This window comes from Vibrio sp. Vf1514, assembly GCF_052076135.1.
Lineage (GTDB): Bacteria > Pseudomonadota > Gammaproteobacteria > Enterobacterales > Vibrionaceae > Vibrio > Vibrio furnissii.
Genome location: NZ_CP197268.1, coordinates 428,081 through 448,191, shown reverse-complemented (window position 1 = coordinate 448,191; position 20,111 = coordinate 428,081). Strand labels below are relative to the sequence as shown.

Below are 20,111 nucleotides of genomic sequence, written 5' to 3'. Positions count from 1 at the left end.
AAAAGCCCTGATTAATCAGGGCTTTTTATATATATTTCTCACAGCTTGTCTCGCAAAGCTACGCCATGCCGACCACTTTCGCCAACGCGGCTGGGTAGCCACGTTCTTGCGCCAGTTGCAACGCTTTACGCTCCACCTGCGCTGCAGACAGGCTCATGCTGACTGGATGCTGCGCCTCAATAGACGCTGTGGCATCTTCATTCGCCAGTTGCCACTCAGAGACAATTTTTCTCGCCGCTTCAAGTGCAGAGGAGCCTTTCACCACTTCAATGCGCGCATAATGATGGGCTTCAAAGGTCACATCAGCGGCTCGCAACGTGGCGTCATCGCCCGGGATCTGCTGCGCGCCAAATAGCGGCTTTCCGCCCACTTCGGCTCGAGCAAACGCGGGCACAAACTGACTCATATGTTCAATGGCGCGCTGCGTACGCTCACGCGTCGCATCTGCTTGCCAGCCTTGCGTGATCTTGTGAGTCAAGTATTCGGGCAATTCTGGCTGTGATGACATGCCGTTGGACGCCACCAAGCCATCATCAAAGAGCGTGATACCTTGCGTCATGCCGTGCAATTGGAAAACACCATCTGCATACGGGGTGAGCTGCGCCATACCTTGCGGCGTGCCGCGTGGCCCGTGGAAGATCACTTCCGGCCACTGCTGCTGACATTGCGGCCAGTGCGTCACGTAAGCGGCCTTAAACTCCACCAATCGCTGACGCTGGAAATGGGTCATGTCATCCACGGTTCCAGTTTCAAAGCCGCACGCGTTGATCAAATAGTCACACACCAACTGGTGTTGATGGCCGTCGGCATCCTGATACGTCAGTTGCCACTGGCCATCCACAAACGCCGATGCGATCAAGGTCGCGTGGGTCAAAACCTGACAATTGCTCAGCGACGCCAGCACCAATTCCGCACTGGCCGCTAAGCGAAACACGCTCCAGCCGTACTCTTGCACCGCAACCACCGGATACTTCAGCGCGGAAAGATCCGCATGCTGCGCAAACGGGATCAACCACTCTGCCATGGTGGTCGGGTTGTGTGGCTGCGCCTGGGTTGCTAACGCTTCCAGCTCCGCACGTTCAAACGTTTGATAGTAATCTTGCGGCGCGCCCAGAATCTCATTGCGAGGATCGTCTTTCACCAGCGCCTGATACGCGCTTTGAATCGCCACCAGCCGAGGCAAAATGTCCTGCGGTTGACCCGGGTCCGAATGTGGCACCGCAATCACTGTCGGGCGTTTATTCAACGTATGAGGATACAGCCGAACGGTTTCGATCGACTGTCTTAATAATTCGATGCACTGCTGCTGAGAAATTTCGCGGTACAAGTTGCCGCCTGCATGCAAGTGACAAATAGGAGGGCCATTGACTAAACCCGGCCCTTTTTCCAACAGCAGCACATTGAGTCCTAACTCACTCATGTGAACTGCTGCGGTCGCCCCCGCAACACCACCACCAATGATAGCGACGCTGGGTGACACGGTATTTGGCGTTGTTTGTAACATGTCGCTGCCGATCGTCATTTATTCGCTGCTTATTCTAATGCTTGTAAAACGCTATGAAAATCACATTTTTTACGCGGTCTTCATTCAATAACGACTCATTTATGTCGTCAATTTTTTTGTTACTACCCATCAATAGAGCTGGATCACTCTCTGAACAAATCAAGACAAAAAAAGCAAAAAAAAGCTTGACTCATTATTGCCAAAACCGCGTTTTCAGCCCCTTGTGCATAACGCAGGGTCTGGATCCTACGGCGGCACGGGGCTGGCGCGAAACTGTGAGTTATTAACAGGCTGAGTTATCCCAAACTTTATCCACTGTTTTTGTGGATAACTAAACTAATTACTCAAGTGAGGTCTAATTAAACGCTTTATTTATAGGAACTAATAACCGTTTGATGAGACTGCTCACAGCCACAGCAAGTGTGCAAAACGTCACCACAGGAAGCGTCAACCACATCACAAAATGCGCAGATGGCGTGAGCTCAAAACCAAACTTCATCACGCTTGCCACCACGGCGTCCGCACCGAGGCTCGCGACCAAACCTGCGATCAGTGCCATTAAGCCGTACTCTGCCCAAATGGTGCGTGTGACGCGGCGACGGCTCGCCCCCAGCGTGCGATAGAGCTGAATCTCTTGCTGGCGCTGGCTCAAACTCAAGCGCAGCAGCGTGAAGATCAACAAGATACCGGCCACCACGCCCAGTGCCGCCAACACGGTGATCGACCAAACGATCTGCGTCAGCAAGGTTTGGATCTTCGCCCCCATCGAGCGGATATCCATCAAGCTTACAGTCGGGTGGTTACGCGACAATTGGTTGAGCAATGCATCATGCTGGGGTTCAACCCGAAAGCTCACCAGCCAACTGCCGGTGATGTCTTTCATGACATCTGGGGTAAAGATGAAATAGAAATTCGGCTTCATTTCACGCCATTCCACGTGGCGAATGGTGTTCACCGTCGCTTCAATCTTTTGACTGTTGATCACAAACGTCAGTGTATCGCCAATCTTCAAGCCCAGATCGCGCGCCACATCCTCTTCAACCGACACCCCATCGTGCGTGGTCCATTGACCATCCAGCACCTCGTTGTAGCTCGGTAGCGTTTCCCCCCAGGTGAAGTTGAGCTCTCGGCGTAACGCATCAGTGCCCTCTTCTCCCTGAGTCAGGGTTTTGGCATCCACACCGTTGATATCAGCCAATCGACCCCGAATGATTGGAAATGCCTGAGAGCGCTCAATGCCAGCGTCATCAAGCGTTTTGAGATAAGCCTCTTTTTCATACGATGCAATATTCAGCGCAAACGCATTCGCGGCATCTGGCGGCAATGTGCGTTGCCAATCCGACAGCAGATCAGTACGCACTAGCCACATCACGGCTAAAAGCATCAACGACAGCGACAACGCGCCAAACTGAATACCGGTCGCGACACTCGAACGATTGATGCGGCTCAGCGCCAGTTTCATCGAGGTGTTCAACGGCAGGCGGCCAAGGGCTTTGGTCACCGCCACACTCAGCAGCGCCAAGACCACAAACAGCACCACGATGCCAGCGAGCACAATCCACACCAAACGGTTTTGCCAGTACACCGCCAGCATCGGCACCAGCGGCACCAGAATCAGCGCCACATTCCAGCGGTGACGACGCTGTTGTTGCGTCGCTTGCATCACACTCACGGCATTCACATTCAGCAGATGCCCCAGCGGAATGCCCAACGCGGGCACCGCAATCAACACGCTTGATGCCAACGCAACCATCACCGGTTTGTAACCATAACCCGGCAGCGGATTGGGCAGCAGATCCACCAGCGGCACCCGCAGCAGATATTCCAGCCCCACACCAATTACGATGCCAGCAAGAGCAGCAAACCCCAGCAGCATCAACACTTGAACAGCCAACCAGCGGAAGATCCAACGCTTGCTGGCGCCCAAACTTTTGAGCATCGCACTGGTGCGTTGACGCGTAGACACATAATGCTGACACGTCAGCACTAAGGTGGTCGCGGCCATAATGATGACGATGGCGACGGTCAGCGAAAGGTATTGCTGAGTGCGTTCAAACACCTCGTTGGTGCGACTGGCGCTGTTTTGATCGCGCCAACGGTCGCTCGGCGTCAGTTCGGTTGCTTTTTTCAAGGCCTCAATTTGCGCCGGTTCCCCATTGATAAACAAGCGGTAACTGACTCGGCTTCCCACTTGCAATGCACCGGTTTTGGCCACGTCCTGTTGGTGAATCAACACCGACGGCATTTGTTGAAAGGGGTTAAAACTCAGCCCCGGCTCTTCGACAATACGTCCACTCACCGTAAAGTCGGCATCGCCAATCGTCACGTTGTCTCCTATCGCGACATCAAGCTGAGCAAAAATGCGTTCATCGAGCCACAGTTGACCAGGCTGAAGATGATTAACGATGGTTTGACCGTCGGAAAGCTGCATCTCACCGCGAATCGGGTAATGGCTATCGACGGCTTTGACCGTCACCAACTGCATGCCGTTGTCGCTAAAGGCCATGGTCGCAAAGCGGGTCATGGTGGATGTGGTCAACGCTTGCTGCTCAGTCAGCGCTTGCAGCGCGGGCGGAATCGGGTTGGCAGAAACGAACACGCTGTCCGCAGTTAAGGCATCTTTGCCCTGCTTCACCACCACTTGTTCCATGCGACCAGCCAGCGCCGTTAGCGCAAACACGCATGCGATGATCAGCGTCAGCGCGACAGAAATAGGCCACAACTGGCCGTGACGAATCTCGCTCAAACTCCAACGAATGAGACGTCGATTAAGCGCAGGGGCCGAATGCTGACTCATGTGCGCTCCTCCAGCATGCCCGCTTGCATGTGAAAACGACGGTCACAACGCGCTGCCAGTTTTGGATCGTGAGTGACGAGCACCAGCGTGGTGCCATGTTTCGCGTTGAGTTCAAAGAGCAGATCAATCACTTTCGCCGCCGTCTCTTGATCGAGGTTACCGGTTGGCTCATCAGCAAACAGCACTTGCGGGCCAATCATGAATGCGCGCGCCAAGGCGACGCGTTGTTGCTCGCCACCGGACAGTTGGCTCGGCGAATGATGAATCCGATGTTCCAATCCGACAGACGTCAGCAGCGCAGTCGCTCGCTCGCGATCTTCCGCTTCCCCTTTCAACAAACAGGGCAGCGTCACGTTCTCCAAAGCCGACAGGCTCGGGATCAACAAAAAACTCTGAAACACGAACCCGACCGATTCACTGCGAATGGCCGCGCGCGCTTCGTCATCCAACGCGGAGAGCGCTTTACCCAGCAGATGAACTTCTCCGTGGCTTGGTGTATCTAACCCGGCAAGCAGGGTCATCAGCGTGGACTTGCCCGCGCCAGAGGTACCGACGATGGCAACACTTTCCCCCTGATGAATCTGCAGATTCACCTCTTTAAGGATTGTTAATTGCTCCTGATTGGTGGAGACTACTTTGGATAACGATTGAGCTGAAATAACAGGTGTTTGCATGATGAGACGACTTTCCTTGATTCTTGTTCTTTTCTTTTCTGCTAGCGCTAGTAGTAACACACTCTTAATACTTGGCGATAGTTTAAGCGCTGGCTACCAGATGCCGATTGAGCAAGCTTGGCCCAGTTTACTCAGCAGTGCGTTGGCGGGAAACGGCAAAAATGTATCGGTTGTTAACGGCAGTATTTCCGGCGATACCACAGGCAATGGCCTTGACCGTTTGCCATCCCTGTTGAAACAACATCAACCCGACACCGTGTTGATCGAGCTGGGCGCCAATGACGGTTTACGCGGCTTTCCTCCCAAAGTGGTCGAAAACAATTTACGCGCGATGATCGAACAAATTCAGGCCAGTAAGAGTCACGTTATTCTGATGCAAATTCGCATTCCGCCCAATTATGGCAAGCGTTACAGCGATGCGATCGCCCAACTGTACCCCACCCTGTCTGACGAAAAATCCGTGCCGCTGATCCCGTTTTTTCTAGAACAAGTCATCGTTAAACCCGAATGGATGATGAACGATGGTTTGCACCCTAAACCGGAAGCACAGCCTTGGATCGCCGATTTTATGGCGCAACAACTCGCGCCATTGCTCTGATCTTATTTTCACCTTTTCTTCCCCGATTCCGCGGCGTTCACACCATGCGGAATTGGCCTTCCCTGCTTAAAATCCCAGTTTTTAATGGTCTAGCTCAATAAAATTTACGCAGCTTTACGATATTGTTAACACTCCCCCTACTGTAATGTTTAAAAGGTGATCATCAATGCGCATTGAGCCCGTGATTCAGGGTGTAGTGGCCCGCACCGCTCATCCACTTGGCTGTGAACAAGCGGTTTTACAACAAATTGAGTACGTTAAATCGGCAAAACCGATCACACAGGGGCCCAAACGCGTTCTGATCCTCGGCGCCTCTTCTGGCTTTGGTTTGGCGGCACGCATTGCACTCACGTTTGGTGGTGCCAACGCCGACACGATTGGGGTCTCTTTTGAACGCGGCCCCTCTGAGAAAGGGGTGGGCAGCGCTGGCTATTTCAATAATCTGGCGTTCAAGAAATTTGCTGAACGTGAAGGCCACATCGCGGTCAACATCAACGGCGATGTGTTTTCCGATGCCGTGCGAGAACAAGTCGTTGAAGCGATCGAAACCTACTTTGAAGGTGAAGTGGATCTGGTGATTTACAGTATTGCCAGTGGCATGCGCCGCAAACCGGGCAGCGATGAATTCTGGCGTTCCGCCATCAAACCGATTGGTGACGCCGTTTCTGGCGCGACGATTGTGTTGGAAAACGACACATGGGTCGACACCACCTTGGAGCCGGCCAACGATGAAGAGATCGACAGCACGCTGCATGTGATGGGAGGTGAAGATTGGGAAAGCTGGATTGATACGCTGATCAACAACGAGTCCATCGCGCCAGGATGTAAAACCATCGCATTTTCGTATGTGGGTCCATCAATCACGCACCCGATCTATCTCGATGGTACGCTCGGCCGCGCAAAAATCGATCTGCATCAAACCAGCCATTCACTCAACCTGAAACTGGCAAACTTTGACGGCGGTGCCTACGCCACCGTGTGTAAAGCCTTGGTCACCAAAGCGAGCGTTTTCATTCCCGGCTTAAGCCCATACATGTTGGCGCTGTACCGCGTGATGAAAGAAAAAGGCACACACGAAGGATGCATCGAACAAATGCATCGCTTGTTCAGTGACAAACTCTATAGTCACACCAGCGTGCCTGTTGATGGTGAGCGTCTGGTACGTATGGATGACTGGGAACTGAACCCTGACACGCAACAGCGCGTGCGCGAAGTGCTTGCTGAAATGAATGGCAGCAACTTCCAACAAATGGGCGACTACGCGGGCTTTAAAGCCGAGTTCCTGCGTTTGAATGGATTTGGTTTTGACGGCATCGATTACGATGCTGACGTCGACCTAGAACGCTTTTAGACGCTTCGCCAGAGCCGAATGTCGAATCGGCGACAATTTCTGTCAATTTGTGAAGGTCCCGTGCATTTGCCGGGACTTTTTTTGTCGATTTGCCAACCCGTTCATATACTGTAAATACGTGCTGCAACAACGCAGCGCACGAAGGCTGAGCACGGATCGCTCAGCGGTTCCGCCGACGTTCAAAGGATGGGCTGTATGTCGAAAATCAATACACAGTCATTAACTGTTCCTCAAGAGATGCTGAGTGGCTGGCAAACCATCGTCAATCTGTTGGCCGATATCCTCCAGGTTCCCGCCGCGCTCATCATGCGTCTGCACGATGAAGAAATCGAAGTTTTCTGCGCCAACACCAATGTCAAACAGCCGTATCGCAGCGGCGATACCGAAGCCCTCGGCCAAGGCCTGTATTGCGAAACAGTGGCCAAAACACGTCAAGAACTGCTCATCCCAAATGCCTTAACCGACATGAAATGGCGTCATAACCCCGATATTTCTCACGGCATGGTGGCCTATTGCGGGATTCCGGTCTGTTGGCCCAATGGCGACCTGTTTGGCACCATCTGTGTGCTGGACAATAAAGCGAATGCCTTCACGCCCACGTATCGCAAGCTGCTGCAAAGTTTTCGTGTTTCGCTCGAATCGCAACTCACTGTGATTTACCAACATCAGAAGCTCAAACTGCTCAATGATGATCTGCAAGCGCGCATTCAAATTCGCACCCAAGATTTAGCCGACCTCAACTACTCCCTCAATCAGGAAATTGACAAGCGTAAAGCGGCGGAACAGTTAGTCGCGTTCCAATTGCACCACGACACCAGCACCGCTTTCTTCAATCATTCCGGTTTGGAGCGTGAAGTCGACAAAGCACTCACGCGTGGCGATCACGATTTGGCACTGCTGTATGTTGGCTTTGCCAACGCCCGTCATCTGCAATCGCGCTTGGGGTATCAAAATTGGGAGAAAGTGCTGAAGCGCTACCGCGAACGCGTTGGGCATTTTGAAGGCATTGAAATCCTCACGGCGCGCCCCACCGCCAACGATTTGGTGCTGTTGGTCAAAGCGCCATCCTTAGAGAACAGTTTGGAGCTGCTGTGCCATCGGTTGGTCGGCATTCACCAAGCCGAGTTTCAACTTGAGCAAGAACGCTTTCACCTCAACGCCTACATTGGCATTGCGACCCATGCCGACTCCGCTCATGCCGGAGAACTGATCCACTTTGCGTCCGAAGCCATGTTGGCCTGCAAAGATTCCGGCTATCAGTTCCACTACCATTCTCAATCCAGCGCGGATCAATTGGCGTCCGCCAATGCACTGGAAAGTTACCTGTTGCAGGCGTTGCAAAATGATGACTTAGCGCTCTATTTTCAACCCAAAGTGGATCCCCGTTCACGCCGTTGGTTAGGCGCGCAAACCGTCCTGCGTTGGAGCCATCCACTGCTGGGCGACGTCACACATGAAGCGCTCATCAACATGGCCGAACAAAACGGGCTGATGTTTGAAGTGGGTAACTTTGTGCTGCGCCACACCATTGAAATGGCCGGCCGCTGGCGTCACTCCTTCCCCTCGCTACGACTCACCGCTGCAATTTCGACGGGTCAGCTACAAAATGGTCAGTTGGCCCAACAGATCGAAGCCTTGCTTAACGCGCATGATGTACCGCCCGCGCAACTTGATTTGGAGATCAACGAAAATGCCTTGTTGTCCGATGAAGTCGTCGCGCGCAACACACTCAGCGCCTTACATCAACTGGGGGTTCACCTGACACTGAGCGAGTTTGGATCGGGATTTGCTTCATTCCATCACTTAAAACATTACCCATTTGATGCGATCAAACTCGACAAAACCTTTGTGCAGCAACTCACCCATAACGACGAAGACGAAGAGATTCTGCGTTCAGTCATTCACGTTGCGCAGAAACTGCATTTGCAAGTTGGGGTTGAAGGCGTCGACACCCCAGAGCAAGACACGTTTTTCATTGAAGAGGGGTGCGATATCGCTGAGGGGTATCTGTACGGACGCCCATTGCCAACCGAAGAGTTTGAACTGGTGATGCTCAATCAAAGTTATTCCTTTGCCAAATTGGGCGGCAACACCCATTTAGCATCAAAGTAGTTTCGCAGCTCGCCTCGGTTCCCCTCGCGCACGCAAGGGGGAAGCCAATTAAAGGTTTCCCCACTGCTTTGAATTGCTTATCATCCCTTTACTCTCTGGTGGGCGCTCCCTATAATCGCCCCCTTTTCTCTTTCTCAATGAGCGATAAACGAGATGGATCTATTAACATCTATACTGAAAAAACTCGAAAAACAGAACTACCGAGCGTATCAGCAAATTAAAGGCCAATATGATTTTGGTGACTACACCCTGTATATCGATCACGTTCAGTCGGATCCTTACGCTTCGGCCTCTCGTCTTCGCGCGACTCGTGCTTGGTCGCTCACCGGCCTTGATTGGTTGCGCGAGAAATCGCCGTCTTACCAACGTGCGGCGCGTGATTTTATCGCTCGTTCCTTTGCTGAATTTGCCAAACAAGAGAACTCCATTTCCATTTCGCTCAGTGGCCAGACGGTGCTCGACAGCACTTCCGTGGTGTTTACCGATGACGGAATCGAACTGCGTTTTCGCATGAGTTTACCGGCAGAGGGGCGTGATATTTTGGCCAAGAAAGCGCTGAATATCTTGACGTTCCACATGCCAAAATTCATTCGCCGCGCCACCATTGAACGTGAGCTGGATAAAGACGCACTGATCCACCACTGTGAGATCATCGAAGATCAGGACGCTCTGCGCGATCAACTGGCAGACCAAGGCTTGGTCGCGTTTGTTGCCAACGGGAGTGTGCTACCACGCCTTGCTGGTAACTGTGACCTGCCGATGAAAGACGCCGTTCCTTTCACTGCGCCAAGCGCACTGGAAGTGACGCTGACCACACCCAACCAAGGTGAGATTCGTGGTTTGGGGATTCGTCAAGGCATCACCTTAATTGTGGGCGGCGGTTTCCACGGGAAATCAACGCTGTTGACTGCGCTAGAGCGCTCGATTTACAACCACATTCCGGGAGATGGCCGTGAGCGCATCGTGACCGATGGCAATGCGATGAAGATTCGTGCCGAAGATGGTCGCTGTGTGCACAACCTGAATTTGGCCAACTACATCAACCACCTGCCCATGGGCAAAAACACCAGCGATTTCAGCACGCAAGACGCATCGGGCTCCACATCGCAAGCGGCATGGTTGCAAGAGTCCATCGAAGCTGGCGCGACCACGCTGCTGATTGATGAAGATACCTCTGCCACCAACTTTATGATTCGCGACGAACGCATGCAAGCGCTGGTGAGCAAAGGCGATGAACCCATCACGCCGCTAGTCGACCGTATCGGTCAATTGCGTGATGAACTCGGTATTTCAACTTTGGTGGTCATGGGCGGCTCAGGCGATTATCTAGATGTGGCGGACACCGTGATTCAAATGCACGATTACCAAGCCGTCGACGTTACCGAGAAAGCACAACAAGTGATCGCTCAGCACCCAACGGCCCGTCGTAACGAATGTGAAACGCCACTGGCAACTTTCCCTCCGCGCTCGTTTAACCGTGCCGCGCTACAAAAACTGCTGGTTGAAGGGAAGTTCCGCGTCTCCGCAAAAGGCGTTGATGCGCTGCGCTTCGGGAAAGAGTTTGCAGATATTTCAGCGCTAGAGCAGTTGGAATCAGCGTCTGAAGTGAACGCAATTGGTTGGCTGTGGTTCCAGTTGGCACAGTTGCCAGGTTGGTCAAAAAACCCAGCCAAAGAGATGGCAGAAATGCTCACCGAACAGTGGTACACCGCGATGCCAAATCACGGCGATCTGGCCAAGCCACGTATTCTGGATGCCATGGCTGCATTGAACCGCATGCGCAAATCGCAATTCAAAGCGTAAACGCCTCAGCGAAATCGGCTGGCCTTTGATGCGTTAGCGCATCCAACGTGTGCCCTCGAAAAGCTGAGAAGCGAGAGCCGCTGAGCCGTTAGAGCCGCTGAGAAACAATAAAAACGCCCGCAGATCTTGTCGCGGGCGTTTTGATTGGTATTCAAATCAGCAGATTAATACTCTTGACGCAACACATTCCATGCAGCGCATAAAATACGAAACTGCTCGGCGTTGCCATTGTCACGGTCCGGATGCCAACGCAGCGCCAGTTTGCGCCATGTTTTGCGAATCTCAAACGATGTTGCGTCGCTCGGTAAGTCAAACAAGCGCAAGGCCTCATGACGATTGAGGTGACTGACCGTTTCCCCCCCGACAAACCGACGATAGCGGGTCCAAAACTCGTTCAACAGTCGCTTCACTTCCCCTTCACTGGCCTCATAATGGGTCCAGTTGGTGTAGTAATCGCGCAAAGGCTCATCCGGGTCGATAACATGGTTGGCATTGCGAAACATCGGCATCAACACAATGTCCATCGCTTCCACTTGCAACCATTTTTGTGGATACAAGATTTCCTGCAACTGATAGAGCGCGTTCATGATCAGAAAGTTACGTTTAAACAAGTCTTTCTCTGGCGCATCATCGAGTACTGGCACCAATTCAAGTTCGCTCAAATGGGCGGCCAACGTGTGAACTTTCCAGCCCGATGGCTGTTGTTTCAACACTTCCAGAATCGGCCAAAGCAGCGGATTTTCCATGTACGTTTGGAAGGTCGCGCTCAGCGGTTGTGTATCAGACATACGATGCTCGTTTTTCAATCCCTGCATTAAATTCAAATCCAAATTGACCGATTTGTCGAGTCGCACTCCGTTTCACGATGCAAGTTTTTGAACTAGCGTCTGTTTCTGATGTAACGTTGACACAATAAAAAAGCCAGCACGTGGCTGGCCTTGAGGTAGATAACCGAGCGCGGTTAAATCACGCCCAGTTCACGTAAACGTTCCATCAGGTAGCTGTGCGCTGTGTAACGCTCAGACAACACCACTTCTGGCTTCGGGTGCAGGAACAGCGGCAGAGAAATGCGCGATTGAGTTTGGCGCTCACCACTTGGGTTTATGACGCGGTGCGTGGTCGACGGGAAGTAACCGCCCGATGCCTCTTGCAACATGTCACCGATGTTGATGATCAAGTTGCCAAAATCACAAGGAACATCGATCCAGTTGCCATCGCTGCCCATCACTTGCAAGCCCGGCTCGTTCGACGCAGGAAGCACCGTCAACAGGTTGATGTCTTCATGCGCTGCCGCGCGGATTGCGCCCGGCTCTTCATTACCACTCATTGGCGGGTAATGGAGCACACGCAGCAAGGTTTTCTCACTGCCATTGATCATCTCAGACAGAGCAATCGAAAAACGCGCCTGCACGTCTGCCGGAGCATGTGCTTCCACCCAGCTCAGTAGCTCTGCGGCAAATGCATTCGCACGGTCATAGTAGTCCAGAATCTGTTCTTTCAGCTCTTGCGGGATCTGACCCCAAGGATAGACGTGAAAGTACTCTTTGATGTCTTTCACGGTGTGACCTTTCGCCACTTCCGAGACGCTGGGAGGGAAATAACCGTCTTGTGTATCGACGTTAAACTGGAACTCATTTTTACGTGCGGAGGTAAAAAATTGGTACCAATTTTCGTAGATGGATTCAACCAGCTCTTTGGGAATCGGGTGGTTTTTGAGCACACCAAAGCCCGTTTCGCGCAGTGACTTTACAAATTGCTCGGCAGCATCCGGAGCAAGATAATCGACAGTGTCCAGTTTCATGACTTTACTTTTTTGTTATGAGAATTGAACGCGGGATTTTAAAAGTCACTATGGGGTAAATCAAACTTTAATGAAATGATCGGTTTTGAATGCGCTGAATCTGAGCGAACCACGCCAATTTCAACAGTAAACGTTTACGTCAGATGACTTTCCCGCGTAAAAACACAATTGAACAGCGTTCATAATAGTGGCACCATAGGCTCAGCACTTAAAAAAGGATTGATCACCCAATGAATTTTCCCAAAAGTTTGATTGGCTTTACGCTCGCCTACGCTGTGGTCTTTGTGTTCTCGGCCATTGCCCCATCGTCACGCGCGGTATGGATCGCCGAAATTCTGCCCGCCGTACTGATTTTGGTCGGCATTTGGTGGGCATCCACCCATCAAACGTTAAGTAAAACGGCCTACCTGCTGATGTTTATTTGGTTAACCCTGCATACCATTGGCGCAAAATACACATTCGCAGAAGTCCCGTTTAACTGGTTCAACCAACTGATTGGCTCTGAACGCAATAATTTTGACCGCGTCGCACACTTTGCGATCGGCTTATATGCTTATCCCATCGCGGAATATCTCATTCGCCGCCAACTCGCGAACCGCTGGATCGCAGGAGCGTTTGCGCTGTTTTGCATCATGAGTATTGCCGCTGGCTATGAAATCATCGAATGGTGGTATGCCGATTTGGCGGGCGGCGAGGAAGGCATCGCGTTTTTGGGATCACAAGGCGACATTTGGGATGCTCAAAAAGACATGCTGTGCGACACACTGGGGGCGATCACCGCGTTGTGCGTGATGAGCGTGCAGTGCCGAATGCAACCGCAGCGCTTTTCCGTGGCTTAACCGGTTATACCTCGTATGGTGTAGAAAATCACACGCATAGAACGCATATAGAAAAAGGAGCTGAAGCTCCTTTTTTATTTGGGTGATTCGATGTGCTTGAGCCCCTCGATTTGTATACGTGACCTGATCGGTTCGGGTGACTCGCCTGCTACCGGTTTTCTGTCGTCGGTGTATTTTGCTCAATCCATGCCAGATATGGATTGAAGCCATCGACAATCGGCACTTGGACAATTTGTGGCACTTCATAACAATGCAGCTGCGCGATTTCCTGTTCAAGCTCGGCATAACACGCTTGGCGCGTTTTGATGATCAGCAAAATTTCGGCATCACAGCATACTTCGCCATTCCACAGATAGTGGCTTTGAATCGGCATGGACTGCACGCACGCCGCCAGTTGTTTTGACAGCAGGCTATGTGTGATTTGCTGTGCGTTCTCCGGACGATTGGTGGTGGTCAAAACCATGCAGAATGCCTGCTTATCCATCGTGCTCTCCTCTCATCGAGTTCAATCGAAACCTCATCACTTCACAAAGCATATACCGAAATCGCCAGTGCGGAGAGTGCTATACCACCACGCTGCGATCTCAATCCCCCCATTCAACGATGCGGTCATTTTCACTGAGAATCAGTATGATTTTCATTCAGAACTTTAAAAGTGCCATCAGCCTTAGAAATAGAATAAATTTCTATGTTGTTTTTCAGTGTGATGACAGATTTATTTATGAATTCACTCTCAAAACCAGCACAAAACCCAACACTGTAACAGTACGGATTCATGATTCCGATTATTCTAGAAGCATAACAAATGAAACCCAACATCATGGCGCCACCGGCGAGCAGCCAAGGCTTCATCCATAAGGGTCAACATTCACGCTTTTATCGCTGCTGAGTAAGTTCATTATGACAAAATCAAACCATACCGATGCTTTATCGCTCGATTGCTGTCCACTTTGCCAACATGACGAATACCTGATGTCGGAGGATGGGGAAAAGTTTATCTGCGGTCAGTGCGGATTTAAAACCGACCATCTGAAAAGCATTCAACTGCAATTGATGCTGCTGCATCATTCATCTGCATTACATCGCACGCACTCGCTTCGCCCAACCATGCACTAAACTAGCGCGGCGTTTATTAGTGTTCAACAAACCGATGTGTTCACCGAGTCGCTCTGTTCGCTGACACGTCGCATTCGCTTAACAGACATAGTCCGTGAGTTGTTCTAATTTACTGAGGATCACCACGTCGTCGTGCGTGGTGCGGTTGGCCGGGCTCAACGGTTCCAACTGATACGTGGTCACGCCCGCTTGCACACCCGCTTCCACCCCTTTTGCGGTGTCATCCACATACACGCACTCATCCAACATGAAGCCCATATTCATCGCACAATAGCGAATCAAATCCGGTTCAGGTTTCCAACTGTTGGCTTCAAACGCCGAAAAGACTTTGCCATTGAAATACGGCAGCAAACCGGCCAACTGCAGCGTGGTTTCGATTTTATTGCGCGGCGCATTTGAGGCCACGCAGAACTCCACATTATGACGCGTCAGCGTCTCCAGCAGTGACAACACACCTTCCATCGGTTTCAGTTCATGAGCGAACAGCGTATCCAACACATCGCGGTAGCGCGCTTCCAAAACATCTAAATCCGCAGTCATGGACGCCAGCTCTAATGTGGCGGTCAGAATGTCCGCAATCTTGCCGCCCTCGAAGGTATCCGCGACATCGTCCACCGTCAGATTTGCATCTAACTCATTGAATATTCGAACAAGGGCTTCGCAACAAAGACGCTCGCTGTCAACCAACGTCCCTTCACAGTCAAAAATAACGCAGTTTGTTTTTTTGTTAGTCATATACGCTCCCCCTTTTCGAGCAGTGTATACGCATACAATCACGACGAAATAACACAACGAAGGAAATGAAACCGTTCTCACATGGTGAAAAACAATTTCCCAACCAACATCACTTTTCTGAACGTGAGTGGCCTAAGCTGTCTTAAAGCTGCAACATTATTGACGTTTATACTTCGAGGAACGCCTCGCCATCGAACGCATGGGCTTGGCACCACTTCGCCAGCACGGCCGCGGCAAACTGAGGGGCATCGGCGTAGGTTTGATTGGCATTCAGTGCGATATCCGACACCAACACGTTGTCGTCGTGTGCGGTGACGATCGCGGCCGCCACTGGCTGTGAGTTTTCAAACCCGACATACAGCGAGCAAGGCTCGGAGAAGATGATTTGGGTGAAGAATTCGACCAGCAAATTCTGCTCAGCTTCCGTCTCCATCTGCGCCGCTTGTAGCAGTGCAAACATGATGGTCAGGCGGTGAAAATCGACCAGAAAGATGTCATCCAGTGCCGTTGAACCCTGCGGTTGGCTGGCAAAGGGTTGAACCTGGCGAGATGCGGTGTGGGCTTGATAGAGCGCACGCCCCTTGAGGCTTTCCGGTGTCGGATACTCGACATCAACTTGGCTCCAGAGCCACTGATTTTTGATTTCAACAATCGCATGAGATGACGGTGTCATAAGGCGTACTTCTTATCGTTAGCAAAATATCAGGTGCAGATGGCGATGATTGCGCGCAGGCGAAATCGTGTCACAGCACCGAAAACCTAGAGTCTACCACAATTCGGTTCTGTCTTTCTCGTAACATACTGCTATCATGGACTCAACGTGAACAGTTGGAATAATAAAATGATCAAGAAATTAGCCGTAATTTCTTTAAGCGCGCTTGCCCTTGCCGGGTGTGATAACTCCGAAGTGGGCGACGTCAGCTTGGGTATGTTTACCATGAAAGATATTAAGATTGGCTCGCTCAAAGATGATGTGGTCACGGGTGTGACATGTCACATCGCTTCCATTGAAGCGAATCTGAGCTTTGCAGATCCAAGCGACAGCTCCATCTCTTGCCGTCAAACCGGCGACATTACGCCAGAGATGATCGCGCAGATTGATAAGAGCAAATCAGGTGAAGTGGTCTTTAAGAAATCAAAGAGTATTTTCTTCAAAACCATGAAAGTACGCCGCATCTACGATGCTGAGAACCAAACGCTGCTCTACCTCTCTTACACCACCAAAGAAACCGAAGGCAGTTTCAAGCACAGCTTGTCGACTGTACCGCTTTGGGGAACAAAGGCTTACAACGCCTTCCCCGCGACTGCTGAGAAATAGCGCACATCATGAATGCCCGCGACTCGTTCTGAGTCGCTTTTTTATGTCGTTAAAATGAAACTTTGCATAAATTTTTGTGATATCATCCGCGAAAATTCTTTCACAATGCCCACTTAACACATGAAGTTTCCTGGACAGCGCAAATCTAAGCATTATTTTCCGACGCACGCCCGTGATCCGTTGGTCAACCAAATCCAACAAACCCCACTACTCCATCGCCCTACGATCGTCGGTGTCGGTCAGACCATCGTTGATATTGAAGCGCGCGTGGATAATGCATTCTTAGACAAATACAGCCTGAGTAAAGGACATTCTCTGGTACTGGAAGAGAGTCAAGCCGACGCGCTTTACCAAGAACTGGTCGAACGGAATTTGATCACACACCAATACCCGGGTGACACCATTGGCAACACCCTGCACAACTATTCCGTGCTGGCGGACAGCAAATCGGTCCTGCTCGGCGTAATGTCGAAAAACGTCGAAGTTGGCTCTTACGCGTATCGCTATTTGTGCCGCACGTCGTCACGCATGAACCTCAACCATCTTCAAACCGTGGATGGCCCGATTGGCCGTTGTTACACCCTCATTTCTGAAAATGGTGAACGTACTTTTGCGATCAACGAAGGTCACATGAACCAGTTGCATCCTGAAAGCATTCCTGAAGACGTATTCGACAAGGCGTCTGCTTTGGTGGTCTCTTCGTATCTGATGCGCGGTAAGCCAAACGATCCGATGCCTCAAGCCGTACAACGCGCCATTGAAATTGCCAAAGCGAAATCGGTGCCGGTGGTACTCACGCTGGGCACGAAGTACGTGATCGAAGGCAATGAAACATGGTGGCAAGACTACCTCAAAGAACACGTCACCGTTTTGGCGATGAATGAAGAAGAAGGTGAAGCGCTGACCGGCGAAAAAGATCCGCTTCTCGCTGCCGATAAAGCGCTCGAATGGGTCGATTTGGTGTTGTGTACCGCTGGCCCAGTTGGCCTATACATGGCCGGTTATGTCGATGAAGCCGCTAAACGCGAAACCGAACTGCCGCTGCTGCCGGGCAATATTGCTGAGTTCAACAAATACGAATTCAGCCGCGCAATGCGTCAGCAAGACTGCGAGCAGCCACTGCGTGTTTATTCTCACATCGGCCCATACCTTGGCGGCCCCTTAGAGATCAAAAACACCAACGGTGCTGGCGATGGCGCGCTGTCGGCATTGCTGCACGACATGGCGGCCAACAGCTACCACTTGCGCAATGTACCCAATTCGGCCAAGCACGATCGACACTATTTGACCTACTCGTCGCTATCGCAAGTGTGCAAATATGCCAACCGCGTCAGCTACGAAGTGTTAACGCAGCACTCGCCACGTTTGTCACGTGCGCTGCCTGAACGAGAAGACAGCCTAGAAGAAACCTACTGGGATCGATAAATCGTTCACGAAGACTGGCATTCCACCACTCATATGGATTAGATTAGCGGCTTGTAAGCCGCTTTTTTTGTGCTTCAACATAGTCGACTAACACAAATCATTCTCAATAGATATTCAATGTGTTGAAAAGTATGGGTGTACGCACGCTTATCATTTACATGGAATTTCATAATTGAGACATTCTTTCATAAAAGATATAGTTGACGCCTAAAAGAAAATTAAATTAATAACTTTGTTATCAACGCCTTTTATTTTTTAACGTTGTTGCTTTAACTTTAGTGCTCAGAATCCGTATGGTTCAGTAGAGCTAGGTGCATTGATATGTCATTGACGCAGGAAAAACCCGCAGACGTGATCAATATGTTTTCAGACGTCTATCAAAAACGTTTGATGCATATCTTTGACGTATTCAGCGAGGGGATTTTTCACATGGATGAGCAGGGCTGTATGACATTTTACAACCCTGGCTTTTATCAACAATTTGGTTTCAATGCTTCCACAATCACTTTGAATGAGTGGTTCACTGTCGTTCACCCGCAGGATCGTGAGGATCTGGAAGCGCGGGTGCATCACCATGTTGCGAGTATCGGCCGAGCCACCGCGCAGTACCGAGCACGTAAAAGCAATGGGCAGTATGTTTGGATTGAAGGCACCGCCGTCACCTGCCAGCGGGATGGCGAAACGTTTATGGTCGGCAGCCATCGGGATATCTCTGATCAGAAGTTGATGGAGTCTTATCTCAATCAGGCGGCGTTTTACGATAACGTTTCAGGCTTAGCCAACGCGACCAAACTGCTCAAAGATATTGATCAAATTAAACTCGACGACCAAAAGTCGGGCACCTTGCTTTACATCCAAATTGACGACATCAAATCCTACTTGAACCAATACGGTACGGAAGTGGTGCAGCACATCTTGCATCATTTGATCTCCGCGCTAAACAGCGTGACCAATCCTGACACCGAATTCTATCGCGTTCGCTCCGATGACTTTGCCCTATTGCTGAGCCAAAACATCAGCCATGACGCACTGACCGCGTTGTGTCACGACATCTTGGATCGCTACGCAAAATCAGCGCAAGAACATGGGCACTTGTTTGGCGACAGCATGAGCATCGGCGTCTATCCTGAATTTTCAAATGCGTACAGCGCCGAACAGATCATCAATATTGCCTCACGCACTTGTCAGTACGCAGGTGAGAAAAAGCGCTCGCGGATTGAAATCTACAACGGCAAAACGCAGCGAGCGGTTGATCGCTTCTTCTATATCGAGCGCGGGCTCAAAGAAGCGCTGCAATCGCGTTCACTCTCCGTCAAATTCCAACCCATTTTAAATGCACAAAGCGGCCAAGTATCGAGCTTTGAAGCGCTGGTACGTTGGCGTTCCAAAGAGTTTGGCGAAATTTTCCCCGACGAATTCATACCCGTGGCCGAAGAGAAGGGGTTAATTACCGACTTGGGTTATCAAGTCTTTGAAAAAGCATGTGAATTCATCAGCCGCTACAACAAAGTCAACGGCGTGAACATTCGCGTCAACATCAACGTTTCGGTGTTGCAACTGCTCAATAGTACCTTCCCTTCCAACATCAAAATGATGGCCAGTGAAGCGGGCATTGATCCTCAATCCATCGTGTTAGAACTGACGGAAACCGTGATTTTGGATGGCAACAAGAATGCGCTCAATCAATTAGAAACACTGAGCAAAATGGGCTTTCAGCTCTCTTTGGATGATTTTGGCACCGGCTTTAGCTCCATTCACAGCTTTTTCGATTTGCCGTTGAATCAAATTAAAATCGATCGTTCTATGGCCACCAAAACTTTGACCAACCAAGCCTCCGAAGAGTACCTGAGCTTCATCATTCAGCTCAGTCGCAGCAAAGGCGTCGACATCGTGATTGAAGGCATTGAGAACAGTGACATGTTCAGGAAGTTTCGCGCAATGGGCGCGTCCTATTTGCAGGGCTACTGGTTCTCGAAACCGCTGTCGCTTGCCAGCGCCAGCCGTTACACACTGTCTAGCAACCTCACCACTGGTTAAA

Annotated in this window: 17 protein-coding genes; 9 read left to right on the top strand and 8 right to left on the bottom strand. The window is 50.9% G+C overall.

Going from position 1 to position 20,111, the window contains the following annotated elements:
• Positions 1 to 58: 58 nt before the first annotated feature.
• The 3 genes from ACS18Q_RS16800 to ACS18Q_RS16790 form a co-directional block, all read right to left on the bottom strand.
• Positions 59 to 1,504: an FAD-dependent oxidoreductase gene (locus tag ACS18Q_RS16800; protein WP_441258209.1), complete on the bottom strand. Its 1,446-nt coding sequence runs from the start codon at positions 1,502 to 1,504 to the stop codon at positions 59 to 61.
• A gap of 355 nt (positions 1,505 to 1,859) precedes the next feature.
• Positions 1,860 to 4,301 (bottom strand): ABC transporter permease, encoded by a 2,442-nt coding sequence (locus tag ACS18Q_RS16795; RefSeq protein WP_441258026.1) that lies wholly within the window; start codon positions 4,299 to 4,301, stop codon positions 1,860 to 1,862.
• On the bottom strand, positions 4,298 to 4,975 hold the full coding sequence (locus ACS18Q_RS16790; RefSeq protein WP_014258130.1) for an ABC transporter ATP-binding protein: 678 nt from the start codon (positions 4,973 to 4,975) through the stop codon (positions 4,298 to 4,300). Before ACS18Q_RS16790 ends, ACS18Q_RS16795 begins: the two co-directional genes overlap by 4 nt.
• Here ACS18Q_RS16790 and tesA point away from each other — a divergent pair.
• The 4 genes from tesA to ACS18Q_RS16770 all read left to right on the top strand — a co-directional run bounded on the left by tesA (position 4,974) and on the right by ACS18Q_RS16770 (position 10,839).
• A complete protein-coding gene (gene tesA / locus ACS18Q_RS16785) occupies positions 4,974 to 5,573 on the top strand; it encodes a multifunctional acyl-CoA thioesterase I/protease I/lysophospholipase L1 (protein WP_041943342.1) in 600 nt (199 codons plus the stop codon). The genes ACS18Q_RS16790 and tesA overlap by 2 nt on opposite strands.
• 166 nt (positions 5,574 to 5,739) lie before the next feature.
• Positions 5,740 to 6,924 (top strand): enoyl-ACP reductase FabV, encoded by a 1,185-nt coding sequence (fabV, locus tag ACS18Q_RS16780; protein ID WP_014258128.1) that lies wholly within the window; start codon positions 5,740 to 5,742, stop codon positions 6,922 to 6,924.
• 195 nt (positions 6,925 to 7,119) lie between these two features.
• Entirely contained in the window at positions 7,120 to 9,036 is a 1,917-nt protein-coding gene (locus ACS18Q_RS16775; protein WP_158108807.1) for a sensor domain-containing diguanylate cyclase, read from the top strand.
• 153 nt (positions 9,037 to 9,189) lie between these two features.
• Entirely contained in the window at positions 9,190 to 10,839 is a 1,650-nt protein-coding gene (locus ACS18Q_RS16770; protein ID WP_441258025.1) for a P-loop domain-containing protein, read from the top strand.
• 164 nt (positions 10,840 to 11,003) lie between these two features.
• Here ACS18Q_RS16770 and ACS18Q_RS16765 read toward each other — a convergent pair whose 3' ends face one another.
• On the bottom strand, positions 11,004 to 11,627 hold the full coding sequence (locus tag ACS18Q_RS16765; RefSeq protein ID WP_143679472.1) for a DNA-J related domain-containing protein: 624 nt from the start codon (positions 11,625 to 11,627) through the stop codon (positions 11,004 to 11,006).
• 173 nt (positions 11,628 to 11,800) lie between these two features.
• Entirely contained in the window at positions 11,801 to 12,640 is an 840-nt protein-coding gene (locus ACS18Q_RS16760) for an isopenicillin N synthase family dioxygenase (RefSeq protein ID WP_441258024.1), read from the bottom strand.
• 230 nt (positions 12,641 to 12,870) lie between these two features.
• On the opposite strand from ACS18Q_RS16760, the gene ACS18Q_RS16755 reads away from it, so the two are divergent.
• Positions 12,871 to 13,479: a DUF2238 domain-containing protein gene (locus ACS18Q_RS16755; RefSeq protein WP_232659465.1), complete on the top strand. Its 609-nt coding sequence runs from the start codon at positions 12,871 to 12,873 to the stop codon at positions 13,477 to 13,479.
• A gap of 148 nt (positions 13,480 to 13,627) precedes the next feature.
• Here the strand turns inward: ACS18Q_RS16755 and cutA are convergent, their stop codons facing one another.
• Positions 13,628 to 13,963 carry a divalent-cation tolerance protein CutA gene (cutA, locus tag ACS18Q_RS16750; RefSeq protein WP_441258023.1) on the bottom strand — a complete coding sequence of 112 codons (336 nt, stop codon included), beginning with the start codon at positions 13,961 to 13,963 and terminating at the stop codon, positions 13,628 to 13,630.
• Positions 13,964 to 14,379: 416 nt separating this feature from the next.
• On the opposite strand from cutA, the gene ACS18Q_RS16745 reads away from it, so the two are divergent.
• Positions 14,380 to 14,595, top strand: coding sequence for a hypothetical protein (locus ACS18Q_RS16745; RefSeq protein ID WP_038151933.1), 216 nt, complete (start codon positions 14,380 to 14,382; stop codon positions 14,593 to 14,595).
• A 78-nt stretch (positions 14,596 to 14,673) separates the two neighbouring features.
• Here ACS18Q_RS16745 and ACS18Q_RS16740 read toward each other — a convergent pair whose 3' ends face one another.
• Together ACS18Q_RS16740 and ACS18Q_RS16735 are read right to left on the bottom strand one after the other, a co-directional pair.
• Entirely contained in the window at positions 14,674 to 15,330 is a 657-nt protein-coding gene (locus ACS18Q_RS16740) for an HAD family hydrolase (RefSeq protein WP_441258022.1), read from the bottom strand.
• A gap of 166 nt (positions 15,331 to 15,496) precedes the next feature.
• Complete coding sequence (locus ACS18Q_RS16735) at positions 15,497 to 16,003, bottom strand: hypothetical protein (protein ID WP_441258021.1); 507 nt, start codon at positions 16,001 to 16,003, stop codon at positions 15,497 to 15,499.
• Positions 16,004 to 16,171: 168 nt separating this feature from the next.
• Here ACS18Q_RS16735 and ACS18Q_RS16730 point away from each other — a divergent pair, with 168 nt between their 5' ends.
• The 3 genes from ACS18Q_RS16730 (at position 16,172) to ACS18Q_RS16720 (ending at position 20,110) form a co-directional block, all read left to right on the top strand.
• Positions 16,172 to 16,648, top strand: coding sequence for a CreA family protein (locus ACS18Q_RS16730; protein ID WP_014258119.1), 477 nt, complete (start codon positions 16,172 to 16,174; stop codon positions 16,646 to 16,648).
• Between the two features lie 120 nt (positions 16,649 to 16,768).
• Positions 16,769 to 18,073, top strand: a complete 1,305-nt coding sequence (locus tag ACS18Q_RS16725; RefSeq protein ID WP_143679475.1) for an inosine/guanosine kinase — start codon at positions 16,769 to 16,771, stop codon at positions 18,071 to 18,073.
• 321 nt (positions 18,074 to 18,394) lie between these two features.
• Positions 18,395 to 20,110, top strand: coding sequence for a sensor domain-containing protein (locus ACS18Q_RS16720; RefSeq protein ID WP_004727776.1), 1,716 nt, complete (start codon positions 18,395 to 18,397; stop codon positions 20,108 to 20,110).
• The last annotated feature ends 1 nt before the right edge of the window (position 20,111 follow it).

Coding starts and splice junctions, on each gene's coding strand:
- ACS18Q_RS16800 (WP_441258209.1), bottom strand. CDS start 1,504: ATGTTACAAACAACGCCAAATACCGTGTCACCCAGCGTCGCTATCATT.
- ACS18Q_RS16795 (WP_441258026.1), bottom strand. CDS start 4,301: ATGAGTCAGCATTCGGCCCCTGCGCTTAATCGACGTCTCATTCGTTGG.
- tesA (WP_041943342.1), top strand. CDS start 4,974: ATGATGAGACGACTTTCCTTGATTCTTGTTCTTTTCTTTTCTGCTAGC.
- ACS18Q_RS16790 (WP_014258130.1), bottom strand. CDS start 4,975: ATGCAAACACCTGTTATTTCAGCTCAATCGTTATCCAAAGTAGTCTCC.
- fabV (WP_014258128.1), top strand. CDS start 5,740: ATGCGCATTGAGCCCGTGATTCAGGGTGTAGTGGCCCGCACCGCTCAT.
- ACS18Q_RS16775 (WP_158108807.1), top strand. CDS start 7,120: ATGTCGAAAATCAATACACAGTCATTAACTGTTCCTCAAGAGATGCTG.
- ACS18Q_RS16770 (WP_441258025.1), top strand. CDS start 9,190: ATGGATCTATTAACATCTATACTGAAAAAACTCGAAAAACAGAACTAC.
- ACS18Q_RS16765 (WP_143679472.1), bottom strand. CDS start 11,627: ATGTCTGATACACAACCGCTGAGCGCGACCTTCCAAACGTACATGGAA.
- ACS18Q_RS16760 (WP_441258024.1), bottom strand. CDS start 12,640: ATGAAACTGGACACTGTCGATTATCTTGCTCCGGATGCTGCCGAGCAA.
- ACS18Q_RS16755 (WP_232659465.1), top strand. CDS start 12,871: ATGAATTTTCCCAAAAGTTTGATTGGCTTTACGCTCGCCTACGCTGTG.
- cutA (WP_441258023.1), bottom strand. CDS start 13,963: ATGGATAAGCAGGCATTCTGCATGGTTTTGACCACCACCAATCGTCCG.
- ACS18Q_RS16745 (WP_038151933.1), top strand. CDS start 14,380: ATGACAAAATCAAACCATACCGATGCTTTATCGCTCGATTGCTGTCCA.
- ACS18Q_RS16740 (WP_441258022.1), bottom strand. CDS start 15,330: ATGACTAACAAAAAAACAAACTGCGTTATTTTTGACTGTGAAGGGACG.
- ACS18Q_RS16735 (WP_441258021.1), bottom strand. CDS start 16,003: ATGACACCGTCATCTCATGCGATTGTTGAAATCAAAAATCAGTGGCTC.
- ACS18Q_RS16730 (WP_014258119.1), top strand. CDS start 16,172: ATGATCAAGAAATTAGCCGTAATTTCTTTAAGCGCGCTTGCCCTTGCC.
- ACS18Q_RS16725 (WP_143679475.1), top strand. CDS start 16,769: ATGAAGTTTCCTGGACAGCGCAAATCTAAGCATTATTTTCCGACGCAC.
- ACS18Q_RS16720 (WP_004727776.1), top strand. CDS start 18,395: ATGTCATTGACGCAGGAAAAACCCGCAGACGTGATCAATATGTTTTCA.